Annotated in this window: 12 protein-coding genes; 11 read left to right on the forward strand and 1 reads right to left on the reverse strand. The window is 74.6% G+C overall.

Annotation, left to right across the window (positions count from 1 at the left end):
• The first annotated feature begins 1 nt into the window (after position 1).
• The 3 genes from BLT72_RS06130 (at position 2) to BLT72_RS06140 (ending at position 3,594) form a co-directional block, all read left to right on the forward strand.
• Positions 2–880 carry a GNAT family N-acetyltransferase gene (locus BLT72_RS06130; RefSeq protein ID WP_231930373.1) on the forward strand — a complete coding sequence of 293 codons (879 nt, stop codon included), beginning with the start codon at positions 2–4 and terminating at the stop codon, positions 878–880.
• A gap of 123 nt (positions 881–1,003) precedes the next feature.
• Positions 1,004–2,779 carry a proline--tRNA ligase gene (locus BLT72_RS06135; protein ID WP_197677332.1) on the forward strand — a complete coding sequence of 592 codons (1,776 nt, stop codon included), beginning with the start codon at positions 1,004–1,006 and terminating at the stop codon, positions 2,777–2,779.
• A 23-nt stretch (positions 2,780–2,802) separates the two neighbouring features.
• Positions 2,803–3,594, forward strand: a complete 792-nt coding sequence (locus tag BLT72_RS06140) for a sulfite exporter TauE/SafE family protein (protein ID WP_231930374.1) — start codon at positions 2,803–2,805, stop codon at positions 3,592–3,594.
• Between the two features lie 98 nt (positions 3,595–3,692).
• Here the strand turns inward: BLT72_RS06140 and BLT72_RS06145 are convergent, their stop codons facing one another.
• A complete protein-coding gene (locus BLT72_RS06145) occupies positions 3,693–4,715 on the reverse strand; it encodes a DUF4439 domain-containing protein (RefSeq protein ID WP_091411126.1) in 1,023 nt (340 codons plus the stop codon).
• A gap of 160 nt (positions 4,716–4,875) precedes the next feature.
• Here BLT72_RS06145 and rimP point away from each other — a divergent pair, with 160 nt between their 5' ends.
• The 8 genes from rimP to BLT72_RS06185 all read left to right on the forward strand — a co-directional run bounded on the left by rimP (position 4,876) and on the right by BLT72_RS06185 (position 13,778).
• A complete protein-coding gene (gene rimP, locus BLT72_RS06150; protein ID WP_091411129.1) occupies positions 4,876–5,412 on the forward strand; it encodes a ribosome maturation factor RimP in 537 nt (178 codons plus the stop codon).
• Complete coding sequence (gene nusA, locus BLT72_RS06155) at positions 5,412–6,395, forward strand: transcription termination factor NusA (protein WP_091411131.1); 984 nt, start codon at positions 5,412–5,414, stop codon at positions 6,393–6,395. The genes rimP and nusA overlap by 1 nt, the downstream gene beginning before the upstream one ends.
• Before the next feature lie 66 nt (positions 6,396–6,461).
• Positions 6,462–6,725 (forward strand): YlxR family protein, encoded by a 264-nt coding sequence (locus BLT72_RS06160; protein WP_091411133.1) that lies wholly within the window; start codon positions 6,462–6,464, stop codon positions 6,723–6,725.
• A 220-nt stretch (positions 6,726–6,945) separates the two neighbouring features.
• Positions 6,946–9,975 carry a translation initiation factor IF-2 gene (gene infB / locus BLT72_RS06165; protein ID WP_091411136.1) on the forward strand — a complete coding sequence of 1,010 codons (3,030 nt, stop codon included), beginning with the start codon at positions 6,946–6,948 and terminating at the stop codon, positions 9,973–9,975.
• Positions 9,976–10,078: 103 nt separating this feature from the next.
• Positions 10,079–11,284, forward strand: coding sequence for a Fic family protein (locus tag BLT72_RS06170; protein ID WP_091411138.1), 1,206 nt, complete (start codon positions 10,079–10,081; stop codon positions 11,282–11,284).
• Between the two features lie 150 nt (positions 11,285–11,434).
• Positions 11,435–11,884, forward strand: coding sequence for a 30S ribosome-binding factor RbfA (gene rbfA, locus BLT72_RS06175; protein WP_091411141.1), 450 nt, complete (start codon positions 11,435–11,437; stop codon positions 11,882–11,884).
• Positions 11,881–12,795, forward strand: a complete 915-nt coding sequence (gene truB, locus BLT72_RS06180; RefSeq protein ID WP_091416862.1) for a tRNA pseudouridine(55) synthase TruB — start codon at positions 11,881–11,883, stop codon at positions 12,793–12,795. Before rbfA ends, truB begins: the two co-directional genes overlap by 4 nt.
• Positions 12,796–12,881: 86 nt before the next feature.
• Positions 12,882–13,778 carry a bifunctional riboflavin kinase/FAD synthetase gene (locus tag BLT72_RS06185; RefSeq protein ID WP_091411144.1) on the forward strand — a complete coding sequence of 299 codons (897 nt, stop codon included), beginning with the start codon at positions 12,882–12,884 and terminating at the stop codon, positions 13,776–13,778.
• The last annotated feature ends 56 nt before the right edge of the window (positions 13,779–13,834 follow it).

Below are 13,834 nucleotides of genomic sequence, written 5' to 3' on the forward strand. Positions count from 1 at the left end.
GGTGACCGAGGCCGCGGGCAGGACCGGGACCAGGCTGCGGGACGGCGGTTCGGTCCGCGTCCTCGGTCGGGCCGACCTGCCGGCCGCCATCCGGGTGCTCTCCAGCCGGCCGGTCGAGAACGTCTTCGTCGCCTCCCGGGTCCGGGCCGCCGGCCTGGACCCCGCCAGCCTCGGCTGCCCCGTCTGGGGCTACGAGCAGGACGGGGTGCTGCGGTCCCTGTGCCACGCCGGGTCCAACCTCGTCCCCGTCGGGGCGGGGCCGGACGCGCTGGCCGCCTGGACCGAGTTCGCCGGACCGCAGCGGATGTGCGCCTCGATCATCGGCCCGTCCGGGGTGGCCATGGACCTGTGGCAGCGGCTGGGGGAGCGCTGGGGGACCGCCTGGAGCCGGGCGCGGGACGTCCGCCCCCACCAGCCCGTGATGGCGATCGAGGCCGAGCCCGCCGTCGCGCCCGACCCGCGGGTCCGCCGCGTCACCCTCGACCAGTGGGACGCCTACACCGACGCCGCGATCAAGATGTACACCGAGGAGATCGGGGTCTCCCCGATCCAGGGCAACCCGGCCGGCTACCGCTTCTACGTGCGCCAGCTGATCACCTCGGGCCGGGCCTTCGGCATCTTCGAGGGCGGCCGGGCCATCTTCAAGGCCGACCTGGGCTCCGTGTCCGGCACCGTCTCCCAGGTGCAGGGGGTCTGGCTGGACCCCGCGCTGCGCGGCCGCGGGATCGCCGCCCCCGCCATGGCCGCGGTGGTGCAGCTGGCCCGCGCCGTCGTGCCCACGGTGTCCCTCTACGTCAACGACTACAACCGGCCCGCCCGGGCGACCTACGCGCGCGTGGGGTTCGAGCAGGTGGGGGAGTTCGCGACCATCCACTACTGAGCCGGGCCGCGGCCGATTCCGGGTCGTGGGCCGGGGGCCGCGCTCGGTAGGGTGAGCGGCGGCTCCCGCCCGTCGCGGGTGGCCGTCGACGTCGAAGAAGAGGCCTGCTCAGTGATCACCCGTCTGTCGGAGCTGTTCGTCCGGACCCTGCGCGAGGACCCGGCCGACGCCGAGGTGCCCAGCCACCGCTGGCTCGTCCGGGCCGGCTACATCCGCCGCGTCGCCCCCGGCATCTACTCCTGGCTGCCGCTGGGCTACAAGGTGCTCCGCAACGTCGAGCGGGTGATCCGCCAGGAGATGGAGGCCATCGGCGCCCAGGAGGTGCACCTGCCGGCCCTGCTGCCGCGCGAGCCCTACGAGGCGACGGGCCGCTGGACCGAGTACGGCCCCAACCTGTTCCGGCTCCAGGACCGGCGGGGCGGGGACTACCTGCTGGGCCCCACCCACGAGGAGATCTTCGCGCTGCTGGTCAAGGACCTGTACTCCTCCTACAAGGACCTGCCGCTCTCGCTCTACCAGATCCAGACCAAGTACCGCGACGAGGCCCGCCCGCGGGCCGGCATCCTCCGCGGGCGCGAGTTCGTCATGAAGGACTCCTACTCCTTCGACCTCGACGACGCCGGCCTGCAGAAGTCCTACGACCTGCACCGCGACGCCTACGTCAAGATCTTCAACCGGCTCGGCTTCTCCTACGTCATCGTCTCCGCGATGTCGGGAGCCATGGGCGGCTCCCGCAGCGAGGAGTTCCTCGCCATCTCCGAGACGGGCGAGGACACCTTCGTCCGCTCGCCGGGCGGCTACGCGGCCAACGTCGAGGCGGTGCGGACGCCCGCGCCGGACCCGCGGCCCCTCGACGGCCTGCCCGCGGCCCACGTCGAGGACACCCCCGGCACCCCGACGATCGAGACGCTCGTCGCCGTGGCGAACGAGCGCGTGCCGCGGTCCGACCGGCCCTGGACCGCGGCGGACACGCTGAAGAACGTCGTCGTCGTGCTCCGGCACCCGGACGGCACCCGGGAGCCGCTGGTCATCGGGCTGCCCGGCGACCGCGAGGTGGACCTCAAGCGACTGGGCGCCCAGGTGGAGCCGGCCGAGGTCGAGCCGTTCACCGAGGACGACTTCGCCGACCACCCCTCGCTGGTCAAGGGCTACATCGGGCCGGGCGTCCTGGGCACGGAGTCCGCCAGCGGCCTCCGCTACCTCGTCGACCCGCGGGTCAGCACCGGCACGGCCTGGGTGACCGGTGCGGACGAGCCGGGCCGGCACGTCTTCGACCTCGTCGCCGGCCGGGACTTCACCCCGGACGGCACCATCGAGGCCGCCGAGGTCAGGGCGGGCGACCCGTCACCCGACGGCAGCGGCCCGCTGCAGCTGGCCCGCGGCATCGAGATGGGCCACATCTTCCAGCTGGGCCGCAAGTACGCCGAGGCGCTCGGCCTCAAGGTCCTCGACGAGAACGGCAAGCTGGTCACGGTGACCATGGGCTCCTACGGCATCGGGGTCTCCCGGGCCGTGGCCGCCGTCGCGGAGAACACCTGCGACGAGCGGGGCCTGGTCTGGCCGCGCGAGCTGGCGCCGTTCGACGTCCAGGTGCTCGCGACCGGGAAGGGCACCGAGGTCCTCGAGTTCGCCACCGAGCTGGCCGGCCGGCTGGACGAGGCCGGCATCGCCGTGCTGCTCGACGACCGCAAGGCGAGCCCCGGCGTCAAGTTCGCCGACGCCGAGATCATGGGCATGCCGACGATCGTCGTGGTCGGCCGGGGCCTGGCCGACGGGGTCGTCGAGGTGCGGGACCGCAGGACCGGCGTCCGCACCGACGTGCCCGTGGCCGACGCGCTCGGGGAGGTCCTCACCGTGGTCCGCGGGCGACCCGAGTTCGACCGCCCGGACCAGCTCTGACGCCCGCGGCCGGCTGAGCGCCCGTGGACGCCCTCGACCTGCCGGCGCTGACCCTGGTCCTGCTGGTGCTCGCGGCGTTCGCCGCCGGCTGGGTGGACGCGGTGGTGGGCGGCGGCGGCCTGATCCAGCTGCCCGCGCTGCTGATCGGGCTGCCGGCCGACGCCCCGCCCGCGAGCGTGCTCGGCACCAACAAGGTCTCCTCGGTGTTCGGGACGGCGACCAGCTCGATCACCTACGCCCGCAAGATCCGGCCGGACTGGCGGACGATCCTGCCGCTGGTCGTGGCCGCCGGCCTCGGCTCGGCGGGCGGCGCACAGCTGGCGAAGTTCCTGCCCAAGGAGTACTTCACCCCGGTCGTGCTGGTCGCCCTGGTGGTCGTCGGCCTCTACACCTGGCGCCGGCCGCAGCTGGGGCTGGTGTCCGAGCGCAAGCACGACGGCCGTGCCCACTACGGCCGGACGGCCCTGATCGGGCTGGGCGTCGGGGCCTACGACGGCTTCCTCGGACCGGGCACCGGCTCGTTCTTCGTCATCCTGCTGGTCGGCGTGCTCGGCTACGGCTTCCTCGAGGCCAGCGCCAAGGCCAAGATCGCCAACCTCGTCACCAACCTGTCGGCCATCGCCGTCTTCGCGGCCCACGGCTCGGTGCTGTGGGCCCTCGGCCTGGCCATGGGAGCGGCCAACCTCGTCGGCGGCTTCCTCGGCGCCCGCACCGCCCTCCGGCAGGGCAATGGCTTCGTCCGCAAGGTCTTCCTCGCCGTCGTCGCCGCCCTGGTGCTGAAGCTCACCTACGACACGGTGACCCAGCTGACCTGAGGTGAGCGCGAGCCGGACGCCTCCCGGCCACCCTCGGGCGCGAGCCGGACCCATCCCGGCGAGCGTCGGGCAGCGGGCACCCTCGCGCGCGAGCCGGACTAGGCCGACCAGCCGGGCCAGGCCTGCAGCGGAGCGCCCCACGCCGTGGCCGTCGTCGCCGTGGCGGTGAGGGCCGCGAGGGCCGCGGCCCGGTCGGCCGGTCGGGCCGCCGCCGCCAGCCACAGGCCGCAGAAGGGCAGCAGCCGCGTCTCGATCCGGCGGAGGAGGAGCCGGGCGTCGTCGGCGTCGCGCACCTCCGGATCGGGGTCGTAGGCGGGGGCGGCGGCCGGCACCTCGACGCCGGCCCGGCGCAGCCGGTCCACCAGCCGGGCCTGCAGCGCCCGGCGCTCCCGCAGCCCGGCCCGTGCGCGGTCGTGGCGCGCCCCGGTCACGGGCAGCTTGCCCAGGGCCAGCTGGTAGCCCCAGACGGCGGCGTGCAGCGACCCGACGAGCGCCGACACCGCGGCGGAGTCGCTGGGCACGGTCAGCGGCGCGCGGTCGGCGACCGCGGCCGAGCGCGGCGGCTCGGCGGCGGCGAGGGCCGTCGCGAACGCCCCGCTGGCCACCGCCATCGACCCCCAGAGCAGCGCAGCCGGTCCGCCGGCGGCCATCGCGGCCGCGCGGTAGCGCGCGGCCAGGGCCCGCTCGTCGGCGACCAGCCGCTCGGTGCCGGGCGCCCGGCCCGGACCGCTGCGCGGGCCGGGAGCGGGCGTGGAGGTGGAGGACGGGGTCGGCTCCGCCGGGTCGGGGGCGGTGATCGCCGCCGCCCGCGCGGTGTGCGCCTGCTCCACGAGGCCCAGCAGGTCACGCCGCCGCGCGTCGTCGGCGTCGGTGCGGGCCCGCTGCGCGCGCGCCCCGGCGGCGAGGGCGGTCTCGGCCGCGACGTCGCGGGCCAGACCGGGGGCCAGCGGGCTCGGCGTCGGACTCGGCCGTGCGGTCGCCGCGGGTGCCCCGGCGGGACCGCGGACGGCCGGGTCGCTCACGCTGCAGGCGCTCGCCCCGACGGCCAGGCCGCCGAGCAGCAGGGTGCGGCGTGACCAGCGCTCCCGCCCCGGCGCGGGGGCGGGGATCGGGTCGGGCACGGACCGACGCTATCCCAGCCGACGGTATGATCGAGGTCCGCTCCGGGGTCGTCGACCCGCTGGACGCCCACCGCGTGACCGACCCCCGCCCCGGCGGGGCCGGGCGGTCGTCCCCCGGGCACGACAACTGCACCACCACAACCGGATCGAGTGACCTGCCATGAGAGAGACCCAGATCGTCGCCCTGCTGGGCCCCGTCCTGGCCCAGCACGGGCTGGACCTCGACGCCGTGGAGGTGCTGCCGGCCGGCAAGCGCCGGCTGCTCCGCGTCGTCGTCGACGGCGACGGACCCGAGGGCAAGGGGCCCCTGCTCGACGACATCGCCGACGCCACCCGGGCGATCTCCGTCGCCCTGGACGAGTCCCCCGTGGTGGGCAGCGCGCCGTACACGCTCGAGGTCAGCTCGCGGGGCGTCAGCCGCCCGCTGGAGCTGCCGCGGCACTGGCGGCGCAACGTCGGCCGGCTGGTCGCGGTGACGACGACGACGGGGGAGAGCTACACCGGGCGCGTCAGCGCCGCCGGCGAGGAGGTCGTCACCCTCGAGGTGGAGGGCAGCTCCCGCGAGCTGGCCCTGGCCGAGGTGTCCAAGGCCCTGGTGCAGGTGGAGCTCAACCGGCCGAGGACCCCGGCCGCGGACGACGAGGACGACCTCGACGACGACATCGAGACCGACGACGAGATCGAGGACGAGAACTGATGGACATCGACATCTCGGTGCTGCGCCTGCTGGAGCGGGAGAAGGAGCTGCCCTTCGAGGTGCTCGCCGCCGCCATCGAAGAGGCCCTGCTCACCGCCTACGACCGCACCGACGGCGCCGTGCCCGGCGCCCGGGTGGAGCTGAACCGCAAGAGCGGGCACGTCGCGGTCATGGTGCCCGAGCGCGACGACGAGGGCCACCGCGTCGGGGAGTACGACGCCACCCCGGAGGGCTTCGGCCGGGTCGCGGCGTCGACCGCCCGCTCCGTCATCATGCAGCGCCTGCGCGACGCCGAGGACGAGCAGAAGTACGGGCACTTCGCCGGCGTCGAGGGCGACATCGTCTCCGGCATCGTGCAGCAGGGCCGCGACACCCGCACGGTGCTGGTGGACCTGGGCAAGATCGAGGCGATCATGCCGCTGGCCGAGCAGGTGCCGGGGGAGACCTACCCGCACGGCCGGCGGATCCGGGTCTACGTCGTCGCCGTGCGCAAGGAGCTCCGCGGCCCCCAGGTCGTCGTCTCCCGCACCCACCCGGGGCTGGTCGAGAAGCTCTTCAAGCTCGAGGTCCCCGAGATCGCCGACGGCACGGTGGAGATCAAGGCGACGGCCCGCGAGGCCGGCCACCGCAGCAAGATCGCCGTCGTCAGCCACAACCCCGACGTCAGCGCCAAGGGCGCCTGCATCGGGCCGATGGGCCAGCGGGTGCGGGCGGTGATGCACGAGCTGAACGAGGAGAAGATCGACATCATCGACTGGTACCCGGACCCGGCGAAGTTCGTCGCGCAGGCCCTGTCGCCGGCCAAGGTCAGCTCGGTCACCGTCGTCGACCTCGCCGCCCGGGCCGCCCGCGTCGTGGTCCCCGACTACCAGCTGTCGCTGGCCATCGGCCGGGAGGGGCAGAACGCCCGGCTCGCCGCCCGGCTCACCGGCTGGCGCATCGACATCCGCTCCGACACCGAGGTCGTCCCGGCCGAGGGCTGAGCCGCCCTGGCCGGCCGGCCCCGGTGGGCCGCCGGTCCGCGGTGGAGCAGCGGGTAAGGTGGTCGCGTGAGCAAGCCGGTGCGCACCTGCGTCGGCTGCCGCCGCAAGGCGGAGAAGTCCGAGCTCGTCCGGCTGGTCTGGCAGCAGTCCGTCGTGGTCGACCCCGCCCAGCGGGAGCCCGGTCGTGGCGCCTACCTGCACCCCGGACCCGACTGCGTGGCCCTGGCCGTCAAGCGACGGGCCCTCGGCCGCGCCCTGCGGGTCACCGGAGTCGACCCCGAGGTGCTGACGCGCCGCTGGGCCGAGTCCGGGGCGGGACAACTCGCTTAGGCGATCGGGCCGGACGAGGATAGAGTTCTTCATTGACTTCACCGGTCGGGGTGCTGCTGCGCCTCGGGTCGTGGAGTCCGCGCTCAAGCGCCTCCGACCAGGGGCGCCGAACCAGAAAGTGGGCTCACGCTCATGACCACTCGATGAGAACCCCTCAATGAGCATGCAAGACAACTAACTGGTCCGGCGCACAAGACCCGGACCGCCAACAAGGAGTGCAGTGGCCAAGGTCCGCGTCTATGAGCTCGCGAAAGAGCTCGGAGTCGAGAGCAAGACCGTCCTCACGATGTTGAAGGACATGGGCGAGTTCGTCCGCTCCGCCTCCTCCACGGTGGAACCCCCCGTGGAGCGGCGGCTCAAGGAAAAGCTGGGCAACGGTTCGTCCGGCGGCAGCAAGGAGCCGGCCCGTCCGGGTCCCGCCGCCACCCGGAACCCGGCCGCCCCGGCCGGCACCCGGCGTCCGCCGATGCCCAGCCCGGGTCTCAGCCGTCCCCACCCGGCCGCGCCGGCCCCCGCCGCCCCGGTCCAGGCGAGCACCCCCAGCCCCGCCCCGGTCGCTCCGGTGGCCTCGGCGCCCACCTCGGCTCCGGCCCCCGCACCCACGGAGGCCCCGCGCACCGCGGCCCGGCCGGGTGCGGGCACCCCCGGTCCCGTCAACCGCACGCCCGCGCCGGGCCCGCGTCCCAGCACGCCCCGCGCCCCCGGTCAGCCGTCGACCCCGGCCGAGACCCCCGCTCCGGCGGCCGGCCCGACCGACGCCGGCCAGACCGGTGGCGGCCAGCCCGCCACGCCGCGCAGCGGGCAGCCCTCGGCCGCCCGTCCCGGCCAGCCCTCCGCCCCGCGGACCGACGGCCAGGCCGGCACCCCCGGTCCCCGTCCGCGTCCCGGGTCCACGGGTGGCCTGCCCGGGGCCGGCGCCCCGGCCAGCCGTCGTCCGGGTGGGGCGCCCCGCCCGGGCAACAACCCGTTCTCGCCCTCGCAGGGCATGGGTCAGCCCCGGCCGCCGCGCCAGACCCCTGGTGCACCCGGTGCCCCGGGTGCCGGCGAGGCCGCCCGTCCCGGTGGTCCCCGGCCGCCCGCCGGCCGCGGTGCTCCCGCGCCGGGCGGACGTCCGGGCGTTCCCGGCATGCCCCGGCCCAACCCGGCGATGATGCCCCGGCAGAGCTCGGGCCAGCTGAGCGCTCCCGGTGCGGCCGGCCCTCGTGGCCGTGGCGCACCCGCGGGTGGTCGTGGCCGTCCCGGCGGCGGTGGTCCTCCCGGTCGTACCGGCGGTCCCGGCGGCGGTCCGCCTCCCGCGGGCCGTGGCGGCCGTGGTGGTCGCGGCGGCACGCAGGGTGCCTTCGGCCGCGCCGGAGGCCCGGTGCGCCGTGGCCGCAAGTCGAAGCGTCAGCGTCGTCAAGAGTTCGACCAGATGCAGGCGCCGGAGATCGGTGGTGTCCGCGTCCGCCAGGGCGACGGGTCGACGGTCCGGCTGGCCCGCGGCGCCTCGCTGACCGACCTGTCGGAGAAGATCAACGTCGACGTGTCGTCGCTGGTCCAGGTGCTGTTCAACCTGGGCGAGATGGTGACCGCCACCCAGACGGTGTCCGAGGACACCCTCCAGGTGCTCGCCGGCGAGCTCAACTACAAGATCGAGGTCGTCTCCCCCGAGGACGAGGACCGCGCGCTGCTGGAGAGCTTCGACATCGAGTTCGGCGAGAACGAGGGCGGCGAGGACGAGCTCGAGGCGCGTCCGCCGGTCGTCACCGTCATGGGTCACGTCGACCACGGGAAGACCAAGCTGCTCGACGCGATCCGCAAGACCAACGTGGTCGGTGGCGAGGCCGGTGGCATCACCCAGGCCATCGGCGCCTACCAGGTGACCACGGAGGTCGACGGCGAGGAGCGCGCCATCACCTTCATCGACACCCCGGGCCACGAGGCGTTCACCGCCATGCGTGCCCGCGGTGCGAAGTCGACCGACATCGCCGTCCTGGTGGTGGCCGCCGACGACGGGGTGATGCCGCAGACGATCGAGGCGCTGAACCACGCGCTGGCCGCCGAGGTGCCGATCGTCGTCGCGGTCAACAAGATCGACCGCGAGGGCGCTGACCCGACCAAGGTCCGCGGCCAGCTCACCGAGTACGGCCTGGTGCCCGAGGAGTACGGCGGCGACACGATGTTCGTCGACGTCTCCGCGATCACCGGCGTCGGCCTCGAGCAGCTGCTGGAGGCGGTCATCCTGACCGCCGACGCCGCGCTCGACCTGCGCGCCAACCCGGAGATGGACGGTCAGGGTGTGGCCATCGAGGCCCACCTCGACAAGGGCCGTGGTCCCGTGGCCACCGTCCTGGTCCAGCGCGGCACGCTGCACGTCGGCGACTCGATTGTGGCCGGGACGGGGTACGGACGGGTCCGGGCCCTGCTCGACGACCACGGTCAGAACGTCGACGAGGCCCCGCCGTCCTTCCCGGTCCAGGTGCTCGGCCTGACGGCCGTCCCCGGCGCCGGCGACAGCTTCATCGTCGTCGACGACGACCGGATGGCCCGGCAGATCGCCGAGCGCCGGGCGTCCCGGCTCCGGATGGCGGCCCAGGCGGCCAGCACCCGGCGCAAGACGCTCGACCAGCTGTTCGACCAGCTCGAGCGGGGCGAGGACCAGGAGCTGCGGCTCATCCTCAAGGGCGACGGCGCTGGCTCGGTCGAGGCCCTGGAGGACGCGCTCGCCAAGATCGACGTCGGCGACGAGGTCAGCCTGCGGGTCATCGACCGCGGTGTCGGTGCGATCACCGAGACCAACGTCAGCCTGGCGGCGGCCTCCAACGCGGTCATCGTCGGCTTCAACGTCCGCCCGCAGGGCAAGGCGTCGGAGATGGCGGACCGCGAGGGTGTCGACATCCGGTACTACTCGGTGATCTACTCCGCGATCGACGAGATCGAGGCCGCGCTGAAGGGCCTGCTCAAGCCGATCTACGAGGAGGCCCAGCTGGGTCAGGCGGAGATCCGCGAGATCTTCCGCTCGTCCCGCGCCGGCATCATCGCCGGTTGCATGGTCACCAGCGGGTCGATCCGCCGCAACTCCAAGGCCCGGCTGCTGCGTGAGGGCGTCGTCATCAACGAGACGACCATCTCCTCGCTGCGCCGGGAGAAGGACGACGCCACCGAGGTGCGCGAAGGGTTCGAGTGCGGCATGACGCTCGCGAACTACTCCGACATCCGGGTCGGCGACGTCGTCGAGACCTTCGAGATGCGCGAGAAGGCTCGTAGCTGAGCGCAGCACCGAGCGCTGGTCGTCGGCGGGGCGGGGTCGTGGCAACACGGCCCCGCCCCGTCGGCGTTTTATCACTTGTCGGCCGAACTGATAAGTTCGACGCATGGCCTTCTCGGATCAGGGGCACCGTTGGCCGCCCGTCGGGCACGAGCAGCTGATCTGGGACTCCCGGTCCTCGGGTGCCGCGCTGAGCCGGACGGAGCGGCAGCGGGCGCACGGTCGCTACCACGCGGCGGTCCCGCCCCCGATCGCCGAGCTGGACTACGCGGTCCCGGTCGAGCTGGCCGGCCCGCTCGAGGACGCCGCGGCCGAGCTGGCCCGCTACGACGCCGAGATGGCCACCAGCCCCGCGCCCCTGGACGCGGTGCTGCTGCGCAGCGAGTCGGCGGCGTCGTCGCAGATCGAGAACCTCACCGCCTCGGCGCGCAGCATCGGCCTGGCCGAGCTGGGGGACGCGAGCCGCAGCAACGCGAGCCTCGTCGTCGCCAACACCCAGGCCATGCGGTGCGCCCTCGACCTGGCCGCGGAGCTGACCCCGGAGACCGTGCTGGCGATGCACCGGGCGCTGCTGGGGGCGAGCGAGCCGGACATCGCCGGTGCCTGGCGCACCGAGCCCGTCTGGATCGGCCGGTCGTCGTTGAGCCCGGTCGGGGCCGACTACGTGGCGCCCCGGGCCGAACGGATCGAGCCGCTGGTCGAGGACCTGATGCGCTACGCCCGGCGCGTCGACCAGCCGGTGCTGGCCCAGGCCGCGCTGGCGTACGCCCAGTTCGAGACCATCCACCCGTTCCCCGACGGCAACGGCCGCACGGGCCGGGCCCTGCTGCACGCCATGCTGCGGCACCACCGGCTGAGCCGGCACGTCACCGTGCCCGTGTCCGCCGGCCTGCTGTCCGACGTCACCGGGTACCACGCGGCGCTCACCGCCTACCGCGCCGGCGACCCGGACCCGGTCGTCCGGCTCTGCGTCGACGCGACCTTCCGGGCCATCACCAACGGGCGCGCGCTCGCCGTCGAGCTGGCCGAGATCCGGGAGGGCTGGCGCGGCGCGATCACCGCGCGCCGCGACTCGGCGGTGTGGCGGGCGGCCGACCTCTTCCTGGCCCGCCCGGTGCTGGACGCCGCCCAGGTGGCGGCGGCCCTGGGGATCGCCGTGCCGAACGCCCACCGGCACCTGGAGCGGCTCGTCGACGCCGGCGTGCTCACGTCCTTCCCGCTGTACCGCCGGGCGCGGGGATGGAGGGCGGACGCCGTGCTCCGGGCGCTGGACGCCTTCGCCGCCCGGGCCGGCCGTCGGGCGCGGCCCTGAGCCCGTCGCGGGCCAGCGCCCGGCGTCGTCGGGTGCGCACTCCCGCAGGGACCGTGGGCCCACCGACCTGCTGCGGTGCCCGCCCGGTGCGGCGGCGGGGACCGGCCGGCCATGCGGCACAATGGAAGGCTGTCCGTCAGAGGAGGAACCATGGCATCGCCCCGGGTGCTCAAGCTCGCCGACCAGATCAAGGTGATCGTGGCCGAGATGCTCGAGCGCAAGATCAAGGACCCCCGACTGGGCTTCGTCACCGTGACCGACGTGCGTCTCACCGGGGACAGCCGCGAGGCGACGGTGTTCTACACCGTGCTCGGGTCGCCCGAGGAGGCCGCCGGCACGGCCCTCGCCCTCACGTCGGCCACCGGGCTCATCCGCTCCCAGGTCGGCAAGCAGCTGGGGATGAAGTTCACCCCGACCGTCGCCTTCGTCGCCGACGCCGTCCCGGAGAACGCCCGCCAGATCGACGACCTGCTGCAGCGTGCGCGCGACGTCGACGCACGGGTCGCGCAGGCGGCCCACGGCAAGACCTACGCCGCGGGCGAGGACCCCTACAAGCACACCGACGAGGACGACGCCGACGACGTCGACCTGGACCGCTGAGCGGCTCCGGCCGGGCGACGACCGGGACGGCCGAGGCCGGCCTGGTCGTCGTGGACAAGCCGGCCGGGCTGACCTCTCACCAGGTGGTCGCCCGCTGCCGGCGGCTGCTCGGCACCCGCAAGGTCGGGCACGCCGGGACGCTGGACCCGATGGCCACCGGCGTGCTGCTGATCGGCGTCAACCGGGCCACCCGGCTGCTCGGCCACCTCATGCTCACCCGCAAGGCCTACAGCGCGACCCTCCGGCTGGGCGTCGGCACGGTGACCGACGACGCCGAGGGTGAGACCACCCTCCGGCCCGGCGTGACGGACCTCGACCCCGCGGCGCTCGAGGCGGCGCTGGTGCCGCTGCGGGGGCTGATCGAGCAGGTGCCGACCGCCGTCTCGGCGATCAAGGTCGACGGCGTCCGCTCCTACGCGCGGGTGCGGGCGGGGGAGGACGTGGCGCTCGCGGCCCGGCCCGTCACCGTGCACCGCCTCGACGTCACGGCCCGGCGGGACCTCGTCGTCGACGGCGTCCCCTGCGTCGACCTCGACGTCGTCGTCGAGTGCAGCTCGGGCACCTACGTCCGCGCCCTCGCCCGCGACCTCGGGACCACCCTGGGCTCGGCCGGTCACCTGACCGCGCTCCGTCGCACCGCCGTCGGCCCGTTCGGGCTAGACGAGGCGGTGCCCCTCACCGACGCCACCGAGAGCCTGCCGGTGCTGGGCCTGACCGACGTCGTGCGCCGCACCTTCGCCACCGTGGTGCTGGACGCCGAGCAGGAGGCGGCCGTCCGCGTCGGCCGGGCCCTGCCCGGGCTGGCGCTGCCCGCCGAGCAGGCGGCCCTGCTGAGCGTCGAGGACGAGTTCCTGGCCCTCTACCGGCGCCGCGGCGACGGGGCCGTGGCCGACGCGGTGTTCTGCGGCTGAGGCCGCCGGGGCCGTCCCGGCCCCGTGGTTGACTGGGCCGCCGGAGCCGCGACCGCGTGCCCCGGAGCGAAGGTGAGGCGGAGCAGATGACCAGCGACCCGGTGGTCGTGATCGGCAACTTCGACGGCGTCCACCGAGGGCACGCCGCCCTGCTGCGCACCGCCCGCGCCGCCGAGCCGGAGGCCCCGCTCGTCGTCGTGACCTTCTGGCCGCACCCGATGTCGGTGGTCCGGCCGGACCAGACGCCGCTGCTGCTCAGCACCCTGCCGCGCCGGGTCGAGCTGCTCCGCGAGGCCGGCGCGGACGACGTCGTCGTCGTCGACTTCACCGCGGAGGTGGCCGGCTGGAGCCCCGCCCAGTTCGTCGACGCCGTGCTGCGCCCGCTGCACCCGGCCCGGGTGGTGGTGGGGGAGAACTTCCGCTTCGGCTTCCGGGCCTCCGGCACCGTCGCGACGCTGGCGGAGCTCGGCGCCGGCCAGTTCGTCGTGCAGCCCGTCGCCCTGGTCACCGACGGCGCGCAGCCGAGCTCGTCCACGCTGGTCCGGCACGCCGTCGCCGAGGGTGACTTCGGCCGGGTCCGCGAGCTGAGCGACCACCCCTTCCGGTTCTCCGGCGTCGTCGTGCAGGGCGACCAGCGCGGCCGGCTGCTTGGCTACCCGACGGCCAACCTGCTGGTCGCGCCGGGGCTGGCCGTGCCGGCTGACGGCGTCTACGCGGGCTGGGTGACCCGGTTGGACCAGCCCGACGCCCCCCGCTGGCCGGCCGCGATCTCGGTCGGGTCGAACCCGACCTTCGACGGCGTCCAGCGCCGGATCGAGTCCTACGTGCTGGACCGCGACGACCTGGAGCTGTACGGCGTGGAGATCGCCGTCGACTTCTACGCGCGGGTCCGCGGCCAGATCAGGTTCGCCGGCATGGAACCGCTGATCGAGCAGATGCACCACGACGTGGAGGACATCCGTCACCTGCTGGGGAGCTTCTGAGCAGGACGCCAGCGCTCTCGTCGTCCGGTGGGGTCGGCCTGGTTCGGCTACATTCG

Origin of the sequence: Friedmanniella luteola (genome assembly GCF_900105065.1) — a bacterium.
Taxonomy (GTDB): domain Bacteria; phylum Actinomycetota; class Actinomycetes; order Propionibacteriales; family Propionibacteriaceae; genus Microlunatus; species Microlunatus luteolus.

Coding starts and splice junctions, on each gene's coding strand:
- rimP (WP_091411129.1), top strand. CDS start 4,876: ATGAGAGAGACCCAGATCGTCGCCCTGCTGGGCCCCGTCCTGGCCCAG.
- BLT72_RS06185 (WP_091411144.1), top strand. CDS start 12,882: ATGACCAGCGACCCGGTGGTCGTGATCGGCAACTTCGACGGCGTCCAC.
- BLT72_RS06170 (WP_091411138.1), top strand. CDS start 10,079: ATGGCCTTCTCGGATCAGGGGCACCGTTGGCCGCCCGTCGGGCACGAG.
- nusA (WP_091411131.1), top strand. CDS start 5,412: ATGGACATCGACATCTCGGTGCTGCGCCTGCTGGAGCGGGAGAAGGAG.
- rbfA (WP_091411141.1), top strand. CDS start 11,435: ATGGCATCGCCCCGGGTGCTCAAGCTCGCCGACCAGATCAAGGTGATC.